We start from the raw sequence: 25,105 nt of genomic DNA, 5'->3' as shown, positions 1-25,105 counted from the left end.
AAGGCACTGTCATTGAACAATAGTTTGGTGTGCTGGCTCCGCCTGTAAAACACAGTCGGGCCGGCCTGCAGCAGCAGTTGGTAGCCAGCTTCAAAAAGCATCGTTGCCTGGGTCGATTTAATACGGCGCCAGGGGCTGCCCATATCGTATTCAGCGCGAACGTACCTGAGCCTGTCTAGTCAGCACGTTCCAGGCTTCGTTGAGCAACATCTCGTGCGTACCCTCGAAAATGAGCAGGTCGGCGGCTGGCAGGGATCGCTTCAGGATTACCGCCCGACCATTGGCCAGCTTTTCGCCGGTTCGCCGGTCGTGGCCCCGCCGGGTCAGCAACGCCTGAATGGTGGCGGCATCGACTTGCTGAGGATGGTTGGCCGATCCCGTAAAATCGCTCACCAGTTTGTTGAAAAACAGGATCGTCTGGGTGATGGGCACGGCCCCGGTGTACCCGTCGTGTACGCCCGCAAACAGGTGCAACCGACTATGCCGACGGCGGGCAACGGGCGTTTTCATGAAGTAAGGCGACCGGCTTTGGGCTTCGGGTACGTTCAGGCTGTTCCCCGTCTGCCCCACACAATCCAGAATATCCTGCGTGTGTTTTGGATCGCGCGACATGGTTTCGTAATACCAGTCGACGAGATTCGTAATGGGCACCCAGGCCGAAAAGCTGTTGATGGCCCGTCTGGTTTTCATGTACAGACAAAGCGTAGCATAGCCGCCCCCACTCACCCCGATGACGTGAATCTGACTCGTATCAACGTTGCCGTTGGCAATAGCGTAATCGATGGCGTCTTCCATATCCTGGAGCGCATACTGGCTGCAACAGGCGTTGGTCGTTCGGTTTGGCCCCCGAAAATTGGGGTGAATATAATTCCAGTCGCGCCTACGGGCCAGCAGAGCCAGCGAATCAACCTGCCTGTAGTCACCACTCCAGGTATGCAGGCTCACCACCAGCGGCTGCGGGCGGGGCTGCTGACTGGCGTAGAAAAAAGCGGGCTGCACCGCTCCATCCAGCCGGGACGGAATACGTACCTGCCGAAACGGGACCGACCAGAACGGGGATTCCTTTGCTGGTGCCGTTACTGGCGCAACCACCTGCTGAATACCAGCCAGCCAGGTGTTGGCCATGAGCCGGTAGCCCGTCGAATCAGGATGAAGACCGTCGATGAGGTGTTGGGCGGTACCATTGGCGGCTATGAAGTTAGCGTACTGATCGACCAACCGAATCGGTACGCCTTCCTGACGAAGTACCTGGACCAGAGCGGGCAACAGGCGGTTGAAGACCGGCACCCGACTGGCCGTGGCCGCGCTGATTCCCCGCCATTGGGTTGTCATGGGCGTGAGGGTACTCAGCAACACCTGAGCCGTTGGTCGCCGTTGGTGAATGTCCCCAATCAGGGTCGTCAGGCGGCTGATCGCGTGCGGCACAATCCGGGTCGAGTCGCCCTGCGGAGCCACCCGGTGTTGCAGGTCGTTGGTGCCAATTTCGAGCAAAATCACATCTACGGTGGGCGTGGGGCTGGGCGGCAGGCTGCTATCCAGCGCGGTCGGCAAATCATCGAGCAGGCCGCTGCGGGTTTGTCCGTCGAGCGCAACCCCGTCGGTAAAGGCCGTTGCGGTAATCTGCCAGCCCGACCGGCCTTCGTGCTCCGGGTCGGTCAGCCGGTCGCTGTTGGTGGTGAACCGTCCCCGAAAATCAACGGCATAACCCGCTTTGATGAGCAACTCGTGCAGGGGTTTCCGGTACCCGCCGGGTGCGCCTGCGCCCTGCGTAATGGAGTTGCCCATCGGCACGATTCGGATAATCGGTTGTGCCTGACAAACAGCCAGTTGGATGACCCATACACCGATAAACCAGGTACGTTGCCACATCATTTTACGGGGGCGGTGTCGATGATCACCGAATCGATTTTGTAGCGGTTGCCGCGTGCCTGTTTTTCGTCGGCGCCGGGCAGTCCCGCGTCTTTGGGGGCCAGCGTATCCGACGAGTACGCGTTGGTCAGGCGATACGGCCCGGTACGAAACTCAAGTCGCTCGACCGACGATACCGGTTCAAAAAAGGGGACTTTCTTCAGAATCACCTCGTCGTTCAGCGTCAGCGAGTAGGTCTGGCTGGCAACATCGACATCCAGCCTGACCGTATGATCCTTTTGGGCATCGAGCCGCCGAAGGTACGGCATGCCCCGCCCGTGGTTGGCCAGCAGGTAATTCCAGGCAATGTGGTCGTAAATCCGCACCGGTCGGCGCCCAGCCCCATCGGTAATATCTACCTCCAGATGCCCGTTCTGGTAATCGAGCAGGGTGAACTGAACGGTCAGCTTTTGGGTCTCCGGGAACACGCGAATGGCTTTGGCATAATCGTAGGGTTCTTCGTCCTGAAGCAGCAGAAACCGGTTTCCTTTTTCTTCGTCCACGCTGACAGTGCCCCAATACGGCTGATACGTATTCCAGCCCACCGGCTCCGACCCCACCGGCTGGTCATCAAACGAATAAGTGGCTTTTTCAACGAGTTTAACCTGGTCTTCGGGCGGAATTTTACTGATCCAGAGGTCTTCTTTATTCACCGAGTACACCACCCAGAGATCATCGCCGGGCGGGTTACCGTTGCCCTCGGCAATACCCCGAACATATTGAGCGCCAATATCTTTGAATCGGCCTGCGAACCGCAGGGGCGGAATGTCGCCGTGAACCACCCGCAGGTTGGTAAAGGTGATGCCATCGTCACTGGTGAGTATGGCCAGCGGAAGCCGCTCGTCCGTTCCCGACGGGTTGTACACCAGCGCATACCGGCCATTATCGAGCCGCTGCCCCCATTCTTTGGCAGTCCCTTCGGGCTTCGAGCTGATCACTACGGGTTTCGACCAGGTTTTGCCTTCATCGTCGCTCAGGGCCGCCCAGGCTTCTTTCCAGAGGCCTACGACTTTGCCATCTTTCCGGTGAAAAAAGCAGAATCCTTTGGCCGAAAACTCGTCGTTTCCCGCCAGCGCATAAAACCCGTCGTCGCTGCGGTCTTCTTCCCACCATTGCTGGGTCATCAGCTTGTTGTTGAGCAGTTCGTCGCAGGCAGTAATGAATCCGGTATCGGGGGCGGTTTTATAAAACGGAAACCAGTTGGCACGGGCCGGTTGCGGAATTTTGCTGTTGGCGTTGTAGCGGATGAAATAAATCGGCCCCAACCGACCGTCTTTATAAATTTCACGAACGGCCCGGCCAATGCCCTGTCCGTTGTTGGGGTTGTCGGGCAGGCCATAAAACGACAGGGTGAGCAGTCGACCGTCGGTGGCCACATAAAAACCCATCCGCTGGTGGGCAATCGTGAACTGCCCCGGCTGCACCTCAATGGCCGGGAAGGTGCAAGACGGTGCCGACCAGGTTTTCCCATCTGCCGAACTCATCAGGTACGTCTCGGTCGGCGTGCCGTTTTCCTGGTATTCATGGGCCAGGTATTGCACGTAGAATTTGCCGTTCCAATGGGCCAGCATCGGGGCGTGGTTGTAGGTGTTGCCCGCCCGGTTGGTTTCGGGTGGATGCGAGCGGTTGGCGCGCAGGATCTGGCGGTTCTGGGTACCGGGAATGGGGCGGAGCTGCCCGTCCATCTGCCGGTGATCCACAAATTTAGGCTCGCCGACGTACTGCAAGGGCATGGCTGCCGTACCCGCTTTGGGCGCGGTCTGGGCGTTGGCCAGCGAAGACAAAAAGAGTCCCGCAAAAACGAACTTCGTCATGTTCATCACAACAAAACTGCGATTCAACATACGGCTTTACCCCTAATTATAAATCAGGAATATCTACACTTTCCTGGCTGGCTTATTGGATGAGACCTGTACCCAGAGGGCCAGAAATCTATCGAAAAGCTCATGGTGGTTGTAGCCTTTGGCACCCACGGCAGTGGTTTTGTAGATAGTCCAGGTGTTGTTGTCCAAGATATTGACTTTAATCGTAAAGTCGATGGCGTGTCTGGTGTCGTTGTTGAGAAGGAGTACCTTTTTATTAAAGCCGGTCGTCAGAAATGGGTCTAATGGGTTCTTGGCTTTCACGCTCTATTCGTACCAGGGGCCTGGCCTATGGATTTCTTCATCTGCCACAGTTCATTATTATTACCAAACTACAAACCCAGCGACTCTTCGAACCTTGACACCTCCCGTAATCTCATAAGATAACTATTCCGCAAAGTTATTTCTATTCATAACCATCTTTACATCAATAGGTTATACTCTATTTCGTTAACGCACTAGACTTAACTTTATCAAAAAAAACCGCCTGTAAGTAGTTAACTTACAGGCGGTTGCAATGTGCCGAAGGCGAGACTCGAACTCGCATGTCCGTAAAGACACACGCCCCTGAAACGTGCGTGTCTACCAATTTCACCACTTCGGCAGATTCACTTTCCCGTGTTGGGACTGCAAAGATACGGCCGCCGAAATGGATCACGCAAGTGTTTTTTGAAAAAATTTCTCCTCTATCGGTTAAAAAGCATGCGCTGGCCAGGCTGATCCGACACAAACTGACCATGCTGGTATACCAGCTCGCCCGATACAATCGTGTGCGTGACCGAGGCACCAAAGGTCTCGCCTTCGAGCGGAGACCAGCCACACTGATAGAGCAGGTTCTCTTTCGATACCGTAAACGGCTGATTCATATCGACTAATACCAGATCGGCCCAGTACCCTTCGCGCACATAGCCCCGTTCGGCAATCTGAAAACAGTCGGCCGGCGCGTGGCACATTTTCCGGACCACCGTCTCGATCGGCATTTTGCCCTGCCGCGCAAACTCAAGCATCATCAGCAGCGGGTGCTGCACCAGCGGTAAGCCCGACGGTGCCTGCCAGTACGACTGGCTTTTCTCATCCCAGGTATGGGGCGCGTGGTCGGTGGCGATGATGTCGATCCGATCGTCGAGCAGGGCGGCCAGAATAGCTTCTCTGTGGTGGGGCGCCTTGATAGCCGGATTGCACTTGATCTGATTACCCAACCGCTCGTAATCGCGACTGTCGAACCACAGATGATGCACACAGGCTTCGGACGTAATACGCTTGTCGACCAGCGGAACACTATTGTCGAATAGCGCGAGTTCATCGGCGGTAGAGATGTGAAGAATGTGGAGCCGGGTATTGTGACGCTGGGCCAGCTCGACGGCCAACGACGATGATCTTAGACAGGCCTCTTCGTCGCGGATGAGCGGGTGCAGCTCGGCCGTAGCCCGATCGCCGTATTCGGCCCGATACCGTTCCGTGTTGGCGCGCACGGTGGCTTCGTCTTCGCAATGGGTAGCAATCAGCATAGGGCTCTGCCGAAAGAGCTCATTCAGAATATGCGAATCGTCGACCAGCATATCGCCGGTCGATGAGCCCATAAACACTTTTATGCCGCAAACGGTACGCGGATCGGTACGCAACACTTCGTCCAGGTTGTGGTTCGACACGCCCATGAAGAACGAATAGTTGGCCAGCGATGTCCGGGCTGCGATGGCGTACTTATCGGCCAGCAACTCCTGCGTCAGCGCGTTGGGAACCGTGTTCGGCATTTCCATGAACGACGTTACTCCCCCGGCTACAGCTGCCCGCGCTTCAGACCCAATGGTTGCCTTGTGCGTAAGACCAGGTTCGCGGAAATGAACCTGGTCATCAATGACGCCAGGTAGCAGAAACTGCCCCTTCGCATCAATCACCTGATCGGCCACCCGCCCCGATAAGCGGGGCGAAATTTGTGAAATCCGCCCATCTTCTATAAGTACGTCAGTATCAATGATGTTAGACTCATTTACTAAACGTACATTTAGTATTAATATACTTGCCATTTGAGTAACATTACGTATGTTTAATCATTTCTTAAAGCACACCATACTAGCCAGAAAATTCATACGTTGTCCATAGATATGATAGAATGAATCATGCTGTACTGTATAGCAAAAGTAAGGTAACAGTTCATTTTTCCAGTCTCATTATGCTGTCTACGACTCAACCTACTAAAACACATCCTATTGACTCTAATCCTTTAAAAACTGACTATGCATTTATAAACTGGGTACGTCTGATTGCCATGTTTTCTATAGTGATGGTGCATTGTCTTACGTTCCCGGCTCCTCCCGCTTCTACGCCCATAAACCAGTTACTTGCGTTTCCGACGGCCAACCTGATGACAAACGGCCAGGCAGCGGCCATCCTGACCCTGGAGCAATGTATGCGATTTGGCACCCTGCATTTCTTTATTGTAGCCGGGTTCCTGATCGGAAAAACATTGAAAGATGGGTCTGCCATTAGTTATTTCAGACGCCGTCTGACGACCATAGCGTACCCCTTCCTGATTGCATTTGGTCTGTATTATTTAAAATCACTGGGGTTCAATATTGCGAAAGGCGAGTTTGGCTCACTGGCCGATTTTTCGTCGTATGCTGTCGATAAACTGATAGTATCTCTGCTCGATACACCCTACTGGTTCATCCCGACCTACTTTTTCTCGCTGGCTATTCTATTGGCATGCAGGCTTTATCTGGCCAGGGCCTGGTTCGGCTGGATACTGGTTGCCGTTAATCTGTTATATGCTGTAAATGTGTATACCGGATGGCTCGCAGCCAGACATAACTATGCGCTGTTTGGCTTCTTGTTCTATTTATGGCTCGGCTATATAATTGGCAGTACAGATGCCGTGATGAAGAGTAGAGCTTATATATCAACCAAAGCGCTGGCAGGCCTGACGATTGCTTTATTCGGTTTCGCTCTACTCGAAATTTATATTCTTTTCAATGCCCAGTCGGGCGACCCGGTCAACTCCCTTCGCCTAAGTAATCAGCTGTTTGCTATCGCTTTATTTTTCCTGCTGACCCGGGTTAATTACCTCCATAAACTTCCCTTTCTGCACCCGCGTACCGAATCCTTCGGTATCTACCTGTATCACATGTTTTTTGTGATCGTGCTGGGGAGAGCAATAGACCTTATTCCCCAGATGAGGGCGTTCACGTACCAAGCCGACTATTCAGGCCTTACGCTCGTAATCCTTTCGCTATTGCGTGGATTATTGATCTACACGCTTACACTGCTATTCGTGAAAGCGATTGCAACCAGCCGGTGGCGGTGGCTTATTGGTCTACGGGCTGGTAAACCGGCGTAGGATCGAACACCTTCACCATCTCGTCGAACAGCACCTTATGCCCATTATCGTTGGGGTGAATACCATCAACGGTCAGCTCATCTTTGAAGACATCCGATGGGTCGGCAAGCGGGTCGAAGAAGTTAACGGCTTCTGACGGATAGATAGCCAGCGTTCGGTCACGCTGCTGAATCCATCGGGCCGTAGCCCATGCGTTTAGCCTGCGGGGCATGCTGGTTGTAATAAGAACCCGTTTTACTCCATTGGCCAGGGCCTGCGACCGAATGGCGCTCAGGTTATTCATGATCTCATCCACGCTGTACCCGTTGGCAACGTCGTTGGTAGTCATGCTGATGATCAGTACGCTGGGGTGCCTTCTCAGAGCCGCGGTGATGCTGCGCGCGGTATCGGAGGGCGGCCGGTTGGTTGGGCGGGCGTCGGTATCGGGCAGGATGTGATAGGTTGTATAGCCTCCTCTGGCAAGGTTGATTACTTTGCCTTTGTTCAGGTAAGCACTGAATAAACCCGCCCAGGCATGCTTATAGTCAGAAGCCCCCACGCCCGATGCGGTCGATGAACCCAGGATAACGATCAGCGGAGACTGTTCTGTTTCTTTAACTGGTGTGAATGGCGTTTTGTCAGGAATTACTTCATCCGACTGAGCACAGCCCAGCAACAGAAACAGTACTGATACCAATGCGTATACTTTTACCATAAGTAGTTTTGCCGAGAGGTTGCAAAGCTAGGATCACAACAACTCTACAAAACTACCTACTCTACAAACGTATAAACATTATACTTCGATTAAAATTTGTATTATTTCGCTATCGGTCGTTGAGCAGCTCAGCCATCTCTTTAGCAAAATAGGTCAGAATAACCGAAGCGCCGGCCCGCTTGATACTCATCAACGCTTCTGCCATAGCGCGCTGACCGTCAAGCCACCCGTTTTGTGCAGCGGCTTTGATCATAGCATACTCGCCACTAACGTTATAAGCAGCGATCGGCAGTTCATAATTATCGCTCAGTAGTTTAATTATATCAAGATACGGTAACGCAGGCTTGACCATCAGGTAGTCTGCTCCTTCGGCAAAATCCAGTTCGGCTTCAATGAGCGCTTCGCGGCTGTTAGCGGGGTTCATCTGGTACGTCTTCTTGTCGCCAAACTTAGGGGCCGAATCGAGCGCGTCGCGAAACGGGCCGTAGAACGCACTGGCGTACTTAGCGCTGTAGGACATGATCGCCACATCCTGGAACCCGTGTACGTCGAGCATCTGACGAACGTAGCCGACCCGGCCATCCATCATGTCTGACGGCCCCACAATATCGGCGCCAGCCTGCGCCTGCGCCACCGCCATCTTACCCAGTACTTCCAGAGTCGGGTCGTTCAGGATCTTACCGTTCTCAACAACGCCATCGTGGCCGTCGCTGCTGTAGGGGTCCATGGCCACGTCGGTCATGACAACGACATCGGGGAAGCGGTCTTTTACGGCCCGGATGGTTTGTAGATACAGCCCGTCGGGGTTGCAGCTCTCGGTGGCGTACTTGTCTTTTTTAGCTTCGGGCAGGTTCGGGAACAGATCGAAAGCCCGGACACCCAGGTCAACGCACTGCCCGATCTCATCGAGCAGCAGGTCCAGCGAGTACCGATAAATGCCGGGCATCGACGCCACTTCGCTGCGGATGTTCTGCCCTTCCATCACAAAGAGCGGGAAAATAAAATCGTTGACTGACAGGTGCGTTTCCTGCACCATATCGCGGATAACGGCCGACTGCCGATTCCGACGGGGACGTCTGATCAAGTTCATAGGTTCTGGTTGGCGGCTGCTGGCTGTCTACGCCGTCTGACGTGTCAGAAACCGCATACAGAGAACCGCTAAACAATTAATTTAAATCCTTCTCCGTGTACATTCACCAGCTGAACGGCAGCGTCTTCTTTCAGATACTTCCGTAGTTTGGTCACGTACACATCCATGCTGCGGGCGTTGAAATACGAGTCGTCGCCCCAGACCATCTTCAGCGCAAAGCTACGGCTAACGGGCTGATTGAGGTTCTGAGCGAGCAGTTTTAATAACTCCGATTCTTTGCTGGTCAGCTTTTGGGACGTGCCGTTCTGGATCAGGAGCTGATGTGGATAATCGAACGAGAACGAGCCGATCTGGTAAACCGTTGGCTCCGCCACATCGGCCGACCGCTGATACCGGCGCAGTATGGCCTGAATCCGCAGCAGCAGCTCTTCCATGCTGAAGGGCTTGGTTACGTAATCATCGGCGCCGACCTTGAACCCCTGAATGGTATCCTCCTGCATCGATTTGGCCGTCAGAAAGATGATGGGTACGTCACGCTCCGACATACGCACCTCCTTGGCCAGGGTAAATCCATCTTTTCGGGGCATCATCACATCGAAAATGCACAGATCATAGGGTTTGGCCATGAACTGCTGCAGGCCCTGGTTTCCGTCAGTGGCGCGGTCGGTGTCATACCCCTTCATGGTCAGGTATTCCTGCACCAGCTGACCCAGGTTTGGATCGTCTTCAACGAGTAAAATGGTAGGCATAAGCGGGATGGGCAAAGAAGCGGGATGAGCGGCAGGCGGGTAACCGGCTTTACTCTTTCGTTCGTTCGCTCAGTTTATACGGAATAATAAGTTCAAAGGATGAGCCTTTACCGGGCTGGCTCTCCACCAGAATCTGACCGTTGTGCTGGTCGATCATCTTTTTAACGTAACTCAGCCCCAGCCCGAATCCTTTAACGTCGTGCCGGTTGCCGGTTGGTACCCGGTAAAACTTCTCGAAGATGCGACTGAGCTGCTCTTTGGTCATACCAATGCCCTGATCGGCCACAACGATGCTCAGCGCATCGGGCAAACTGCGCGTCCTGATGGTAATGTGGGGCGCTTCGGGCGAGTACTTGATGGCGTTATCGACCAGATTGGTCAGAATATTGGTCAGGTGAATTTCGTCGGCTTCGACAATTTCCCGGTCGGCCTCGAAGTCGATCTCGATCTCGCCCCCGCGCTGCTCGATCTGCAGCCCAATGTTGTTGAACACATTTTCGATGACGGTATGTACGTTGACCGACGAGAGTTTGAGCTGAATCTCACCCCGGTCGAGCAGGGCCATCTGTAATACCTTTTCCACGTGCGACCCCAGCCGGCGGGTTTCGTCGCGGATAATGCCCATGTAGCGGGTGAGCCGTTCGCGCTCCTGGGTTCTAACGTCGGTATCAGTACGCGACTGAAGCCCCGGAGCGGTTACCTCCTGCGCCATCTCTACGGCCAGCGATATGGTCGAGATCGGCGTTTTGAACTCATGGGTCATGTTGTTGATAAAGTCATTTTTGATGTCGGCCAGTTTTTTCTGCCGCACAATGGTGCTGATAGCAATGTAGAAGCAAGCCAGAATGACCAGAATCAGGATGGCCGAAGCCGCAAACGTGAACCCCAGCCGACTCAGAATAAACTGCTGCTGGGTCGGAAAGTGTACATAAACGTAGTTACCCGTTTCGATCAGGTTATTCGGAAAAAGCGCAGCCTTGTAGCCGTTACTCTCGAACTGGTGCGCATCGGTATTGAGCGAGGTAAACAGGAAAGCAGGCTGCTGCCGGGTGCGCACCCCGTAGGCAAACGGAATGGAGATACCCCGTTCGGTCAGGGCCTGCCGCAGCAAGGTATCGAGCGCCAGCCGGTTCACCCGCTCCTCGATGGGCCGGTCTGACAGCAGAAGCCCTTTCAGAACGTCTTTAATCATGTGCGACTGCGCTTCGGTCCGGTTCGACGCTACGGCACTGGCGCTGACGGGCCGGCGGTTCGACGTGCTGTCGGCGGTGGTTTCTTTCTGACGAGCGGCCAGGCCAGCCCGCGTGGCTTCGGGTATGGCCTGACGAGCCCGTTTGGCGCGTAGCCGCGCCAGTCGTTTCAGCGAGTCGGCGCGCTGGGTGGCCTGCACGGAGTTGTTGATCTGGGTCAGCTCATCGGCCAGCACCCGCTCCACCCAATGATCGAACTGCTGCTGCTGCTGGAGCTGGGTCTGCCAATCGCCAACGGCCATCAGCACCTCCTGCTGACGAAAAAACTCCTCAACGACCATCATCTGCTCGGCCGATAGCGGGTGTACCGTTGGGTGGAGCACGTCAGACTGAACCACCATGGCTCCGGCGGGGGTCATACTTAACCCGACAACCGGCCGGTCGGCAGTGGGTGCTTCGGCAGGGCGACCCCGCTGGGCCAGCTGGTCAGATGCCCCCGCGCGCGGCCGCGGCCGGCTGATTTCCGGGGCGGGCGTTTTCTTTTCTTTGCGCGCAATGGCCATCAGGCGGTCCTGCTGCTGCTGGGCCTGAACGCGCTGTTTGTAATGGTATACAATCTCCTGCCGTTCCAGGGTTCGAACCACCTCCTGAAGCGCATCGGTCACTTTATAGGCAAACTGTTCCCGCTGCAGCCGAAGGGCACTACCGATCCAGTAGAGTTGCAAACCAACCAGACCCAGCAACCCCACCGCCATCAGGGCAACAATCCATTGTATGCGTTGTTTGGACATTTTTCACTAGCTCATGCAACCTTGACCTGCCTTTCTTCATCTATAGAAAAAGACGTGGCCCTGGTAAAAGTACGAAGCGAAGGGCCGCCAACTGGCGCCTTAACAAACTTTAACAAGCCGACTGGTTATCAGTCAGGTTCCTAACCGTTTCTTTGTCTGATTCTTGTAAACTGCTATGAAAAAAACAGTTTTTGCCGGATACCGGTTCGCATCGGTCCTACTGCTGATGGGTACGCTGGGTAGCGTGGCCGTCGCCCAAAAGAATGAATCATCGGATAAGAAAGCCGTCGACCGGGACGTAAACGTCCGCATCATTGAACGCAACGGCAACGAAGTACGCGAGATCGAACGCACCTACCGCATCGATGGCATGACCGATCCCGAACGCGACAAACTGGTGATGAAACTGGTTGACTCCCTCAAAGCAACCCGGAAAGACGGCGGCAAACGCCAGATGACCATCATCGTTGAAGACGGCGAGGGCGACCGGATCGTAACCCGCGAGCGGTATCGTACGGATGGCAAACCCGGCGACGCCTGGGTCATGCGCGACCGGCTACCCCGCACCGGCATCAGCCCCCGCAATCGGGAGTGGGAGTTTGAGCTTCGGCGGGGGGCCGACTCGCTGGCCGATCGTATGGACCGGTTCCGGTTTCAGTTTCCCCGCGACTTCGACCGGCAGTTTGCCCGCCCTTTCGAAGACTGGGCCCGTAACCTGAACACTAAAACCTCCACCATCCGCGGTCTCGACGCGTATCCGAACAATCCGGATCGGAATCAGCTCAATGTACGGTTCACGGCGCCGGCTAAAGGCAACGTAACCATTATTGTGACAAATCCGAAAGGAAAAGAAGTGGCGCGTCGCGAACTCAATGATTTCTCCGGCGAGTTTGTCGGACAAATCGATCTGGGCAAAAAGCCCCAGGGCACCTACTTCATTACGGTAACGCAGAACGAAGACGGCGCGGTAAAACGCATCGTTGTTGACTAACAGGTCGGTAGCTGCCCAACCGTTTAATAAACCCGTTGGGCAGCTACCCCCAAATTACCGCTTTTTGAGAAAAAATTTAGTACTATGTATTGCAAGATACCAATCTAAACCTATATCTTTGTAGTGTCCTTAGAGAAACGGCCATGAAAACCCTGTTGTTAGTCGGAATCATACTGATAGGCCTGTGTGGAGAAGCGCTGAGCATGGGGCATCCACATAACATGTTTGCCGCCCGTAAACTGATGCGGGCCAAGACCTCGGCCTCAGCTGCCAAGCCCAGAACCAGACCGGCAACGTATTCCTGCTGGCAGTCGGCGGTGGAGCAGGCTGAACTGAGTCGGCGGGTACTGGTTACCCTGAGCCGGCTGCGGCCAACGCGTACGTACTGATCTAGTCGTATACTTTTTCTCCCGTAGTCAGCCAGATACCCCAGGGGCGCGAATAGGCATGCACCCGCCGGGTTGGCTTCCCCTGATTATCGACAACCGGGTTACCCTGGTTCACCCATTCAAAAAGGCTTCCGTACAGGTTATGTACGTGCTGGTAGCCAGCCGCCAGCAACTTCTCTCCGACCCGCTCGCTCCGGTACCCCACCGAGCAATACAGTACCACGTTCGCATTTTTGGGAATTCCCTGCACCCGCTTCAGCTCGAAATCATCGTATCCTACCCAGCGCGCGTGGGGCAGATGACTCACGTCGTACTCCGCTCTGGCCCGGGTGTCGAGCAGTATTACGTTGTTCATTTTTTTCAGCTCCTCAACGCTGACCAGCGGTACCGTTTTCTTGTACATGGCTTCCAGCATAGTCTTGTAAGCGCGGCTCGTTGTCTGAGCCGAACAAAGCAATGCGCTTCCCAGCAGGACCCCCAATACCATCCAGATTCGTTTCATGAAGTAAAGATAGCTAAACCACTGGCACACATTATGTGCGGTGCCGATATGCCTTCTTTCGCTATAGAAGTAAATCGAAAGCTGTCCTTTTTCCGTTAAATGATTAGACAATTCGGGCATTGGCTATGGTTTTAGGCGGTCTTTGGCTACTTTTATGGTTTCGCGAAAACCACCGACAACCGACTGTACATATTTTACCCATTGTGTATCCATGCGTAACAACATCGTACGGCCGATCTTTATCCTCGGTCTACTGTCTGTCAGTTTGTTGACTGCGTTTGGCTTAACCAAACCGGGGCGCTCTGTCTGGCATCGGCTGGCCCGCCCCTCTCACGCCAAAGTCACTCGTACACGACCCGCTGCGCCGGCTATCCGCATTCGTACCTATGCGCCCGCTCAACCAGTCGAGGTTTTTTCGTTACCCGATAGTGGCCAGCGCTGGGTCGACAGTGTTTTTCAGACGCTGACACCCGAGCAGAAAATAGGTCAGTTCTTCATGGTGGCCACCTTTTCGAACCGCCACGAAAACCACTACCAATACATCGATCACCTGATCCAGAACAACCACATTGGCGGGCTGATCTTTTTCCAGGGCGGCCCGTACCGCCAGGCTGTGCTGACCAACCGCTATCAGGCTCTGTCGAAAGTCCCTCTCCTGATCGGCATCGATGGAGAGTGGGGTCTCGGTATGCGGCTGGATAGCACCATGGAATTTCCGAAGCAGATGGCCCTCGGCGCTATCCGCGACAACGAAGTCATCTACCGGATGGGCGCCGAAATCGGTCGCCAGTGTCAGCGGCTGGGTATTCATATCAACTTTGCTCCGGTTTCGGATATTAATAGCAATCCGGCCAATCCCGTTATTGGTGTTCGGTCCTTTGGCGAATCGAAAGAGAACGTAGCTCTGAAAGCGTCGGCCTACATGCGCGGCCTGCAGCAGACGCACGTAATTGCCACCGCCAAACATTTTCCGGGTCATGGCGATACCAACGCCGATTCGCACCATACCCTGCCTACGGTAAGCCGGTCGTCGGAGCAGATGCGCGAAGTGGATCTGTATCCGTTCCGCAAACTGATTGCCGATAGCCTGATGGGCGTTGTTACGGGTCATCTGCACGTACCCGTTATGGATAACACCCCGGCACTGGCCGCAACCCTGTCGGAGAAAATTGTGACGGAACTGCTCAAGAAAGAGCTGGGGTTCCGCGGGCTTGTGTTTACCGATGCCCTTAACATGGGTGGTATCAGCCGGTCGCCCAAGGCGATGGACGTGAACCTTCGGGCCCTGATTGCGGGTAACGACATTCTGCTGTATCCCGAAAACGTACGCGAAGCTACGCTGCATATCCTGAACGCCGTACAGACGGGCCTCATCACCCAGGAGTTCATCGACGAAAAAGTTAAAAAGATCCTGCGCGCCAAATACTGGGTTGGCCTCAACAAGTACAAACCGATCAGTCTGAGCGGCCTGTCGGCTGAACTGAACGCCCCGGAGGCCGAACTGCTGAAGCAGGAACTCTGCGAACAGTCGGTAACGATTGCCCAGAACAGAAACGAGTTGCTGCCTTTTGGCCGGCTCGACACCCTGCGGCTGGCGTCGATTGCCATCGGGGCCGACGCGGGCAATGTTTTTCAGAAGCGGCTGAACCAATATGCCCCCTTCCAGACCATAGCCATTCGCGACAAACCCGTATCGGAAACGGAGGTGAGCAACATTCTGGCCCAGCTTGGCGATGCCAATACGGTTGTGATGAGTTTTCACCGCATGAGCGAATCGGCCAGCCGCAAATTTGGCATTACCAAAGCCTCGACCGACCTCATTGCCCGGCTGAAGCAACGGGGCCTCAAAGTGGTGGTTACGGCCTTCGGTTCACCCTACAGCCTGCCCCAGTTTACGGAGGCCGACGCGGTAGTCTGCGCCTATCAGGAACTCGACGACATGCAGCAGGTTGTACCACAGGTCCTCTTCGGCGGGCTGGGGGCGCGCGGCATGCTCCCCATCTCGACCGGCGATCTGAAAGTTGGGCTGGGACATGTACTCAACCCGGAAGGTCGCCTGTCGGCGGGTTCGCCGGAAAGTGTTGGCATGAAGTCGGCGGTACTCGCCAGGATCGATGCCATTGCGCAGTCTGGCGTTCGGGATCGGGTTGTACCGGGCTGTCAGGTGCTGGTGGCCCGTAAGGGAAAAGTGGTTTACAGCAAGAATTTTGGCGCCCTGACGTACTCGCCCGGCGCCGAAAAAGTAACCGATGAAACCCTGTACGACCTGGCCTCTCTGACCAAAGTACTGGCTACCCTGCAATCGGTCATGGTTCTCTACGACCGGAAACAGATCGACCTGGCCCAGAAAGCGTCATTGTACCTGCCCGAACTGCGGGGCACTAACAAACAAAATATCACCCTGCAGGATCTGCTCTGGCACCAGTCAGGCATGGTTTCTTTCTATCCGACTACCTGGGATCGTACCCGTAACCCCAACGGCGGTCTGAAGGCCGACTACTACAACCCCACGCCCGACAGCCTGCACACCATTCAGATCGCCCCGACGCTCTGGGGCGTTCCGGCCCTGCGGGATTCGGTCTGGAAATGGGTGGTTCAGTCGCCGATGTCGCGCAAGCTCGACGGATCGGGCCTGCCAGCCTATGTTTACAGCGACCTGAATTTTCTGATGCTTCAGAAAGTAGTAGAGCGCGTTGGCAAATTGCCGCTGGATCAGTTCGTGACCGAGAACGTGTATAAACCGCTGGGACTGCACCAGCTCGGTTTCACACCGTTGCAGCGGCTCAAAAACCCGCGTTGCGCCCCCACCGAGCAGGACTCCTACTATCGGAATCAGCTCCTGGTCGGAACTGTTCATGATCAAATGGCCGCCGTACAGGGTGGTTTGTCGGGGCATGCCGGCCTGTTTGGAAACGCCCGCGAGATTGCGACCCTGCTACAGATGAATTTACAGAAAGGCCAGTACGGCGAGCAGCGCATCCTGAATCCGATGACAGTACCCTTTTTCACCCAGACACTCAGTAGCCGGAGCTTCCGGGCGTTGGGCTGGGATAAACCGAACCCGGATAACCCGACCAGCGTATACATGGCTCCGCAGGCTTCGCCCCGCTCGTTCGGCCATACGGGTTTCACCGGTAATGTAGTTTGGGTCGACCCCGATCAGGAGCTTATCTTCGTTTTTCTCTCCAACCGCATCTATCCCACAGCCGGCAACAACTCCATCAATACGAGTAAACTCCGCCGGCGAATTCATGAGGTTATTTACAGCGCAGTACAGCAATAAGCTGGACGACTGGGCTTTCTCTTCTCTCTTCTCAATAGCTGCAAATACGTACGCTACCGGCTAGCAGGCCGTCAGCTTTCTGGCACCATCCTTGCTGACGTATAGCATGATTTCAACTGTTTATTTCTACCTGAAAATATAGATAAACAGCTACATATCAACCCATTAACCTAAAGTTCTCCACATAATCCTTGCCCCATCGGGAAGTAACCCTTTGTGAGCTGGAGGCTAGTATAAATCTATAAACCAATACCTTTAGGTCAATAAAGTTTCTTTGAATTCATTTTTATGAAAGGACGCATTTTTTACTGTTATTTCCTTTTGTGCGTGTGTCTGGCTGGCGTCTCGTTTACGGGTCAGGCACAAACGATTACCACAAACGTTACCTCAACGACCCTTTGCTCGGCGGGCACCGTAACCGTCACCTTCACGACAACGGGCAGTTTCAGCGCCACGAATCAGTTTACCGCCCAGTTGTCAGACGCGAGCGGTTCATTCTCGAGCTCCATTTCGGTTGGCACAACTACAACCGGCGGTACCATCAATGCCTCGATTCCAGCCAGTGTGCCGGTGGGTTCGGGTTATAAAATACGGGTCGTTTCGAGCGCTCCGTTTCGGATTGGCTCAACAGGGGCGGGCACGCTGACGGTAGGGGCGCGCCCATCAGCGCCTTCTGTCAGTACCCCATCGCCCATCTGCTCGGGCGATACACCGCCGGTGCTGTCAGCCACACCCTCGGGAGGAGGCTCCTTGCGGTGGTATGGTACAAACGCGGTTAGCGGTTCACCCACTCTTTCGGCACCAGTTGCAACTAATGTAGCGCCGGGGGCCACCTATTATGTAAGTCAGGTCGTGGGCGGCTGCGAAAGCGAGCGCTCGGCCATTGTTGTTTCGGTGAAGAGCAGACCATCGGCCCCAGCGACAAACCCGGTTAGCTACTGCGTGGGTCAAACGCCCAGCCCCCTATCGGCCCAAGTTTCACCGGGAGGTACGCTCAACTGGTACGGTACCAACGCGACCGCCGGGACAGCTACCGCCACCCAGCTCCCCCAGGTATCGACGGTGGGTAGCCAGACCTATTACGTAAGCCAGACCGTGAATGGCTGCGAAGGGCCACGGGCGGGTCTGGTCGTTACCACCAATGCGTATCCGGCAGCCCCTACCCTCACAACCGCCACCACCGCTACCTATTGCGAAGGAGCAACGCCCCAGCCCTTGTCGGCCACAGGTCAGAACCTGCGCTGGTATGGCACCAACGCCACCGCCGGTACACCGTCCAACACGCCCAGCCCGGTAAACACGAGCCAGATTGGGATCACCAACTATTACGTGACGCAAACAGTGAATAACTGTGAAAGCACCCGTTTAGCTATTCCGGTCGAGGTGAAAGACACACCCAATGCCCCCGCCACCACGGCAGCCCCCGACTATTGCCTCAACCAGACGCCTGTTGCGGCTCTGGTAGCTACGCCTGTTTCCGGGGCCACCCTGAACTGGTACGGCACTAATGCTACCAGCGGTACGGGCACCAGCGTAGCTACCATTCCGTCAACGAACGTAGCCAACACCAGCACTTATTACGTAAGCCAGACACTGAACGGCTGCGAAGGCCCGCGGGCACCTATTCGGGTACTGACTAAACCACGTCCGCTTCAGCCAGGGGTCACAAGCCCGGTCAGTGCGTGTCTGAACCGGACAGCACCTGACCTGGCTACGTTTGTGGCCCTGGCATCGGGCGCCACGCCGAACTGGTATGGCACTAACCAGACCACCGGCACGGCCTCGCCAACCGCTCCCGTTCCCTCTGTTGCCACAACCGGCTCGGTCATTTACTACGTAAGCCAGACCCTCAACGGCTGCGAAGGAGGCCGTATAGGAATCACCGTAACGACCAACCCCATTCCGGTTGCGCCTTCCGTAGATGCAGCGGGGCCTTACTGCGAAGGGCAACCCGTACCCCCCCTGTCGGCCACCGGACAAAGCCTGCGCTGGTATGGCACCAACGCCACCGGCGGCACCGGTTCTACTCAGGCTACCGTTCCGGCCAGCAATGCGGTTGGTACGCAGACGTACTACGTGACCCAGACGGTCAGCAGCTGCGAGAGCGAGCGGGCCTCGGTACAAATCCGGATCAAGGACACCCCCGACCGACCGGGTACCAGCTCGCTGGAGTTCTGCCAGAACTCGTCAGCACCAGCTCTGACCGCCAGTCTGGTTAGCGGAGCGTCGCCCAACTGGTATGGTACCAACCAGACTGGTGGTTCGGCATCACCCTCGGCTCCGGCCATTACCAGCAACAACGTCGGCACTACAGTGTATTACGTAAGTCAGACGCTGGAGGGCTGCGAAGGGCCACGAGCCAGCCTGAACGTACGCGTAAAGCCAACACCCGGCCAGCCGGGCGTAAGTCCGATTGCCTTCTGTAATAACGGACCGGCTCAACCGCTGACGGCCTCGGGCGAGCGGCTGAAATGGTTCGATACAGCTGACAATCCACTGGGTGGCGCTCCTACGCCCGATACCCGTTCGGTAGGGGTACAAACCTTTAAGGTGTCGCAGACGAACGGCGAAAACTGTGAGGGACCCAAAGCAACGCTCACCGTAACGATCAACGCCCTGCCCGGGCAGCCAGGCGTGACCAACCTCACCTACTGCCAGGCGCAGCGCGATCAGCCCCAGCAGAACATACAGCCACTGACGGCCAACGGACAGAATCTCCGCTGGTACAATACCGACGGCAATGCATTCGGCAACGCCCCAACCCCCAGCATCGACCGCACCGGCACCCAGGCCTACAACGTGAGCCAGACCGTCAACAACTGCGAAGGTCCGCGCGCTACCCTGCTCGTTACAGTCAATACGGCTCCGCTGCCCGTTGTTCCCAAAACGCTGTATACGTTCTGCGTCAACGAAAAAGCCACGCCCCTACAGGCCACAGCCGAAGTAGGCGGAAGCCTGCGCTGGATTAACCCCTATGATCAGACGCTGACCGAGGCTCCGGTTCCGCCTACGCTGAACACCAACATCGTGCCCGAGGGCGACCCTTTCTACGTTTACCAGATTGGCGCCAACGGCTGTACCAGCGCCCGGACTACAATTCGGGTGGTTGTTAACACCGTGCCGACGCTCTCCCTGACGACGCTGACACCGAACGTTAACCTGGGGCAGCGCGCTCAGATCCGGCTGCGCTTCACGAGTTCAGGACCGTATAGCTATACCCTCAGCGACAACGTTACCGGCACTTCGCTCACGACCGACACAACCATATCGGTATTGCCCCGTGGCAACACGACCTATCAGATCATCAACGTCAACAACGGCTGCGGAACCGGTCTGCCAGGCAATCCGGCTACGGCCATCGTTACGGTACGAATACCCACCATCCAGACCGGTACGTTGAACAGTTCAACGCTATGCGCCGGAACATCCATCGTGGTTCCGTTTACTACGGGCGGGTCGTTTAACAGCGGCAACGTGTTCCAGACCGAACTGGTCAGCGTAGCCGATACCTCGCGTAAGATAATGCTCAACGCATCGACGGCCGGCTCGCCCATAACCGCTCCCATACCAACCACCCTGGCGGGCGGGCAGTACCTGGTTCGGGTACGGGCCACTAATCCGGAGATAGGTATCATCGGCAGTAACAGCCCATCGACGTTGACCATCCGGGCTCTGGCATCGGGGAGTCTGGCAGGTAGCCAGAGCATCTACGAAGGCGTTCCGGCCAACCTGACGCTCACCCTCGGGGGCGATGGCCCCTGGTCGGTCGTTTATGCCGACAGTATCCGGTCGTACTCGACTACCTCGTCGATAAGTCCACTGGTGGTAGAGGCCCGTCCGGCCCGAACTACCACCTACCGGCTAACCAGCGTCTCGAACAATTGTGGCGCCGGTGTCGTTTCGGGTACGGCCCGGGTTACGGTACTGCCCCTGCTGGCTCTCGACGATAACCCGCTCGATCCGCTGGTGAAAGCCTACCCGGTTCCGACCGGCCCTACGCTCACCATAGAGCTGGACCTGCCCCTCACCCGCGATCCGGCCGTTCTGTCGCTCACCGATCTGCGGGGCAGGCCCGTTCTGCGAACCACCACCCGCACCCGCCGGACCGAACTCGACATGAGTAGTCAGCCCAGTGGTTTGTACATCCTGCGGATTCAGGTTGGCGATCGGCAAACCGTCCGTAAACTGCTCAAACAATAAACCAAAGGGTTTCGGGTACCAGTCCGTGATGATCCGAAACCCTTTACTGCTTATGTCGGACGACTATTTTATGGAAATTGCGCTTGGCCTGGCTGAGGAGGCCGCTGCCGACGGCGAGATTCCCGTTGGTGCCGTGGTGGTGTGTCGCAACCGAATTATCGGGAAAGGCAAAAACCAGACCGAGCAGCTAAACGACGTAACCGCCCATGCCGAAATGCTGGCCATCACGGCCGCTACCCAGTCGCTGGGGGGTAAATACCTGACCGATTGTACGCTATATGTCACCCTGGAGCCCTGTGTTATGTGCGCAGGGGCTTTGTACTGGGCCCAGATCAGCCGGTTAGTCATTGGCGCTGCCGATCCAAAACGGGGCTACAGCCGCATTCAGCCATCGCTCCTGCACCCCAAAACCCGACTCGAAACGGGTATTCTGGCCGACGAAAGTGAACAGCTGCTCACGAACTTTTTTCGACGGTTAAGAACATAATTTGGAAGAGGCTTGTTAAATCAACCGAGTTAACTTCCATCTAACGTATCCTAAAAATGGCTTTTGTACTAGATCCGCTACCCTACCCCAGTGATTCGCTGGAACCAAATATCGACAAGCAAACCATGGAAATTCACCACGATAAGCACCACAATGCTTACGTGACGAATCTGAACAATGCTATTGCTGGCACCGATCTCGAGAACAAATCCATTGAAGACCTGCTGGCTTCGATAAGCCAGGCTCCGGTAGCTGTTCGCAACAACGGGGGCGGTCACTATAACCACACGCTGTTCTGGAACACGATTTCGGGCAGCGGGGGCGGGCAGCCGACGGGCGAACTGGCCGATGCAATCAACCAGAAATTCGGTTCGTTCGACGCCTTCAAGGAAGAATTCACCAAAGCAGCTACCACGCGCTTCGGTTCGGGTTGGGCATGGCTCATTGTTACCGCCGACGGTCAGCTGGCCGTAACCTCAACCCCCAACCAGGACAATCCGCTGATGGATATCGCCGAAGCGAAAGGGTTCCCTATCATTGGGCTCGACGTTTGGGAGCATGCCTATTACCTGAAATACCAGAACCGCCGGCCCGAGTACATCTCGGCGTACTTCAACGTGGTAGACTGGGCCGCTGCTGAAAAAAGATATCAGCTGGGCAAACAGGCCTAACCAACGGAGAATGAATAATGTACAGCAGACGGTGAGGAATACAGGCCTACTTATTCTTCATTAGCGGTTGTACATTATTCATTATTTATTATTTTTGCAGTCTCAAAACGGTGATTGTAGCTCAGTTGGTTAGAGCGTCGGATTGTGGTTCCGAAGGTCGCGGGTTCGAGCCCCGTCTTTCACCCTCATAAAGCCCTGCTTCGTCGGGGCTTTTTTCATGCCCACCGGCCAACTTTCTGGCGGTACAGGTAGTTGCCCATTCATGAGAGTCAGTCTCCCCATACCATCCCGATATCATTACAGAATACGTACTGTACTGCTGCTGGCCTATCTGGCCGGTATTATTGGACTGCAGCTACCGGCGCTAGCCGACTATTTCCGGCCGCTGAGTCCGCTTACGCTAATTAGCTCGCTGATCGTATTGCTCCTCTACCATACAGACTGGCGCCCCTCGTTTTATGTCTACATACTCGTTGCGTTCCTGACCGGTTATTTCATCGAAGTACTGGGCGTCCATACGGGGCTTATCTTCGGCCAGTATGCATACGGTCAGGGTCTGGGGTTTCAAATCTGGCGGGTGCCGCCGGTCATTGGCCTGAACTGGCTTACCCTTTCCTACTGCTGCGGTTCCGTCTGGGACCGGCTTCCCGCTCCTGCCTACGTAAAAACGCTGGCTGCTGCCACTACTATGGTGCTCCTCGATCTGTTCATCGAGCCAGTCGCGATTTCCCTCGACTTCTGGACCTGGTTTGACCAGCCGGTACCGCTTCAGAACTACATAGGCTGGTGGATTGTATCGATCGTACTGTTTAGTATATGGTATGCGTTACCATTTCGGAAAGAAAACAGGATTGCCAAATGGCTCCTGGGGTTTCAGTTCTTATTCTTCGTAGCGCACTATTTGTTGATTCTTTTGAAAAAATAGTTAAACAAACTCCGGCTATTACTGTTATCATATTGATTTTATTAGTAATATTAGGGTCTGGTTTCGTGCATTTTACCGCGACAGGACCAGCACAGTTCCAAGCTTCTCAACCGCGCCTACACTGCTTGTTCCGGTAGCCGCGCTGTCGGTAGCCATTCGTTAATTTGTCTCTCCGTAGCATTCACATATCATGAGCAATTACTCGATTAAGGATTTAGAGCAGTTGTCGGGAATCAAAGCGCACACGCTGCGCATTTGGGAACAGCGTTATAATATCATAACGCCGAAACGCACCGACACCAACATACGCACCTACGATGATCAGGACCTGAAGCTGGTGCTAAACATATCGCTGCTGAAAGATCACGGCTACAAAATATCCGAAATCTCGAAGCTGTCGGTCGAGGATATGTACCGGGAGGTGATTAAAATCTCTGACCGTCAGCTTAACTACCCCGACCAGATTCATGCGCTGACCATTTCGATGATCGATCTCGACGAAGAGCGGTTCGAAAAAATCGTCAGCACCAATATTCTCCAGTTCGGCTTCGAGAATACGATGATTCATATCATCTACCCCTTTCTTAGCCGCATCGGTACGCTTTGGGTTACGGGCTCGATCGGGCCAGCCCAGGAACACTTCATCACCAACCTCATTCGGCAGAAAATTATTGTCGCTATCGATGGTCAGGTCAGTAAACAACGCCCCAATGGCAAAAAGTACATGCTGTTTTTGCCCGAAGGTGAGCTCCACGAGATCAGCCTGCTCTTCGCCAATTACATCATACGGGCACGGTACAACAAGGTAATCTACCTGGGCCAGAGCCTGCCGTTCAACGAGCTGGTGTTTGCATATAATGTGCACAAGCCCGATTACATGTTCACGGCTATTACGTCGGTACCCTCGAATCACGAAGTGCAGCCGTTTGTTGACCGCATGGCCAAAGCCTTCCCGGAATCGAGCCTGCTCTTTACCGGCTATCAAATCGTGGGTCAGGACATCGACATGCCAGAGAACGCCACGGTGATCAACCAGATCGAAGATCTGATTCGGATTGCCGGTAACTAACGGCCAGCGACAAAAGCCAGCGCCCGGCGTTCGGCATACGTATGCGCATCGCGGGCAACCATAAACCCGACATGTCCTCCGGAGCGGGGCGTCTCCAGAAATATATGCGGATGGGTTTGGGCCAGCCAGTCGGGCGAGCACTCAGGAGATAACAACGGGTCATTCTGCGCGTTCAGCAGCAACGTCGGAATACAGATACCAGCCATGAAATTGACGGCCGATGCCTGCTCGTAAAAATCGTCGGCATCGCGGTAATCGTTGACGGGTGCCGAGAAATAATCGTCAAAATCGCGCCAGCGCCGGACCAGCCGGAGTTTTGTCATATCGAGCCGACCCGGATAGCGGTCGGCTTTCTGATTTAATTTGACGGCCAGTTTCTTCATGAACCGGTTCCGGTAGAACCGATTACCGGGTCGATCCAGCAGCAGCGCACTGGCTCCCAGATCGGTAGGCGACGAAATAGCGATGCCACTCGTCAGCACATCGGGTAGTTCATGGCCATGTACGCCCAGGTATTTCAGGGTGATATTGCCGCCCATGCTGAAGCCTACCAGTACAACCTGCGTATATGACTTTGTGCGAAGCGCATGGGTTATCACCTCGCCCAGATCGCCAATTTCGCCATGGTTATACAAGCGGAAAGCCTGATTCATTTCGCCACTACACGAGCGGCAGTTCCAGGCCAGCACGTCATAACTATGCTGCGCGAACAGTTTGGCCATACCGCGCATGTACTGGCGGTTGCTGTCGCCTTCGAGGCCATGGGTCAGGATGACCAGCCGTTTCTGGCCCTGATCCAGCCAGTCCAGATCAACGAAATCCCCATCGGCCAGGACAAGCCGCTCGCGTTCGTAGCTGACCCCGCTCACGCTACGGGTAAGACTGGGGATAACCGTTTGCAGATGACCGTTATATTGGTACGAAGGCGGACCCGGATACGCGGAAGAAATGATCGGCATATTGATAAAAC

General features: G+C 55.1%; 19 protein-coding genes and 2 tRNA genes. 11 read left to right on the top strand and 10 right to left on the bottom strand.

Going from position 1 to position 25,105, the window contains the following annotated elements; genetic code table 11:
* Positions 1-150: 150 nt before the first annotated feature.
* On the bottom strand, positions 151-1,872 hold the full coding sequence (locus EQG79_RS23755) for a GDSL-type esterase/lipase family protein (protein WP_129604802.1): 1,722 nt from the start codon (positions 1,870-1,872) through the stop codon (positions 151-153).
* Complete coding sequence (locus EQG79_RS23750; RefSeq protein ID WP_129604799.1) at positions 1,869-3,722, bottom strand: sialidase family protein; 1,854 nt, start codon at positions 3,720-3,722, stop codon at positions 1,869-1,871. Before EQG79_RS23750 ends, EQG79_RS23755 begins: the two co-directional genes overlap by 4 nt.
* A gap of 132 nt (positions 3,723-3,854) precedes the next feature.
* Here EQG79_RS23750 and EQG79_RS31115 point away from each other — a divergent pair, with 132 nt between their 5' ends.
* The gene (locus tag EQG79_RS31115) at positions 3,855-4,016 is read left to right on the top strand and encodes a hypothetical protein (protein ID WP_165358945.1); all 162 of its coding nucleotides are present in this window, start codon (positions 3,855-3,857) and stop codon (positions 4,014-4,016) included.
* 274 nt (positions 4,017-4,290) lie between these two features.
* On the opposite strand, the gene EQG79_RS23745 is transcribed toward EQG79_RS31115, so the two are convergent.
* A tRNA-Leu gene (locus EQG79_RS23745) sits at positions 4,291-4,374 on the bottom strand.
* An 82-nt stretch (positions 4,375-4,456) separates the two neighbouring features.
* On the bottom strand, positions 4,457-5,794 hold the full coding sequence (locus tag EQG79_RS23740; RefSeq protein WP_129604796.1) for a dihydroorotase: 1,338 nt from the start codon (positions 5,792-5,794) through the stop codon (positions 4,457-4,459).
* A gap of 86 nt (positions 5,795-5,880) precedes the next feature.
* Between EQG79_RS23740 and EQG79_RS23735 the strand changes: the two genes are divergently transcribed.
* Positions 5,881-7,104 (top strand): acyltransferase family protein, encoded by a 1,224-nt coding sequence (locus EQG79_RS23735; protein ID WP_129604791.1) that lies wholly within the window; start codon positions 5,881-5,883, stop codon positions 7,102-7,104.
* On the opposite strand, the gene EQG79_RS23730 is transcribed toward EQG79_RS23735, so the two are convergent.
* The 4 genes from EQG79_RS23730 to EQG79_RS23715 all read right to left on the bottom strand — a co-directional run bounded on the left by EQG79_RS23730 (position 7,073) and on the right by EQG79_RS23715 (position 11,618).
* The gene (locus EQG79_RS23730) at positions 7,073-7,798 is read right to left on the bottom strand and encodes an SGNH/GDSL hydrolase family protein (protein ID WP_129604785.1); all 726 of its coding nucleotides are present in this window, start codon (positions 7,796-7,798) and stop codon (positions 7,073-7,075) included. The two genes, EQG79_RS23735 and EQG79_RS23730, sit on opposite strands and share 32 nt — an antisense overlap.
* 109 nt (positions 7,799-7,907) lie before the next feature.
* Entirely contained in the window at positions 7,908-8,888 is a 981-nt protein-coding gene (gene hemB, locus EQG79_RS23725) for a porphobilinogen synthase (RefSeq protein ID WP_129604779.1), read from the bottom strand.
* Between the two features lie 68 nt (positions 8,889-8,956).
* On the bottom strand, positions 8,957-9,637 hold the full coding sequence (locus EQG79_RS23720; RefSeq protein WP_077922153.1) for a response regulator transcription factor: 681 nt from the start codon (positions 9,635-9,637) through the stop codon (positions 8,957-8,959).
* A 49-nt stretch (positions 9,638-9,686) separates the two neighbouring features.
* Positions 9,687-11,618 carry a sensor histidine kinase gene (locus tag EQG79_RS23715; RefSeq protein WP_077922154.1) on the bottom strand — a complete coding sequence of 644 codons (1,932 nt, stop codon included), beginning with the start codon at positions 11,616-11,618 and terminating at the stop codon, positions 9,687-9,689.
* 175 nt (positions 11,619-11,793) lie between these two features.
* Between EQG79_RS23715 and EQG79_RS23710 the strand changes: the two genes are divergently transcribed.
* Together EQG79_RS23710 and EQG79_RS23705 are read left to right on the top strand one after the other, a co-directional pair.
* The gene (locus EQG79_RS23710) at positions 11,794-12,609 is read left to right on the top strand and encodes a T9SS type A sorting domain-containing protein (protein ID WP_129604773.1); all 816 of its coding nucleotides are present in this window, start codon (positions 11,794-11,796) and stop codon (positions 12,607-12,609) included.
* A 143-nt stretch (positions 12,610-12,752) separates the two neighbouring features.
* Positions 12,753-12,998, top strand: coding sequence for a hypothetical protein (locus tag EQG79_RS23705; RefSeq protein ID WP_077922156.1), 246 nt, complete (start codon positions 12,753-12,755; stop codon positions 12,996-12,998).
* Between the two features lies 1 nt (position 12,999).
* Here the strand turns inward: EQG79_RS23705 and EQG79_RS23700 are convergent, their stop codons facing one another.
* A complete protein-coding gene (locus tag EQG79_RS23700; protein WP_129604767.1) occupies positions 13,000-13,500 on the bottom strand; it encodes a rhodanese-like domain-containing protein in 501 nt (166 codons plus the stop codon).
* A gap of 211 nt (positions 13,501-13,711) precedes the next feature.
* Between EQG79_RS23700 and EQG79_RS23695 the strand changes: the two genes are divergently transcribed.
* The 7 genes from EQG79_RS23695 (at position 13,712) to EQG79_RS23665 (ending at position 24,135) form a co-directional block, all read left to right on the top strand.
* Positions 13,712-16,783 (top strand): glycoside hydrolase family 3 N-terminal domain-containing protein, encoded by a 3,072-nt coding sequence (locus EQG79_RS23695; RefSeq protein WP_129604762.1) that lies wholly within the window; start codon positions 13,712-13,714, stop codon positions 16,781-16,783.
* Positions 16,784-17,071: 288 nt separating this feature from the next.
* Complete coding sequence (locus EQG79_RS23690) at positions 17,072-20,983, top strand: Ig-like domain-containing protein (protein ID WP_129604757.1); 3,912 nt, start codon at positions 17,072-17,074, stop codon at positions 20,981-20,983.
* 52 nt (positions 20,984-21,035) lie between these two features.
* The gene (locus EQG79_RS23685) at positions 21,036-21,470 is read left to right on the top strand and encodes a nucleoside deaminase (protein ID WP_077922474.1); all 435 of its coding nucleotides are present in this window, start codon (positions 21,036-21,038) and stop codon (positions 21,468-21,470) included.
* A gap of 56 nt (positions 21,471-21,526) precedes the next feature.
* Positions 21,527-22,141, top strand: coding sequence for a superoxide dismutase (locus EQG79_RS23680; RefSeq protein WP_129604752.1), 615 nt, complete (start codon positions 21,527-21,529; stop codon positions 22,139-22,141).
* A 109-nt stretch (positions 22,142-22,250) separates the two neighbouring features.
* Positions 22,251-22,326: transfer RNA gene (locus EQG79_RS23675), tRNA-His, on the top strand.
* 77 nt (positions 22,327-22,403) lie between these two features.
* On the top strand, positions 22,404-23,066 hold the full coding sequence (locus EQG79_RS23670; protein ID WP_129604746.1) for a carotenoid biosynthesis protein: 663 nt from the start codon (positions 22,404-22,406) through the stop codon (positions 23,064-23,066).
* Positions 23,067-23,256: 190 nt separating this feature from the next.
* Positions 23,257-24,135: a MerR family transcriptional regulator gene (locus tag EQG79_RS23665; RefSeq protein ID WP_077922162.1), complete on the top strand. Its 879-nt coding sequence runs from the start codon at positions 23,257-23,259 to the stop codon at positions 24,133-24,135.
* Here the strand turns inward: EQG79_RS23665 and EQG79_RS23660 are convergent.
* Entirely contained in the window at positions 24,132-25,094 is a 963-nt protein-coding gene (locus EQG79_RS23660) for a YheT family hydrolase (RefSeq protein ID WP_129604740.1), read from the bottom strand. The two genes, EQG79_RS23665 and EQG79_RS23660, sit on opposite strands and share 4 nt — an antisense overlap.
* Between the last annotated feature and the right edge of the window lie 11 nt (positions 25,095-25,105).

The sequence above is a fragment of the Spirosoma sordidisoli genome (assembly GCF_004138325.1).
Classification (GTDB): domain Bacteria; phylum Bacteroidota; class Bacteroidia; order Cytophagales; family Spirosomataceae; genus Spirosoma; species Spirosoma sordidisoli.
Note: the sequence above shows the minus strand (reverse complement) of the source record. Positions and strands in the feature narration are given on the sequence as shown.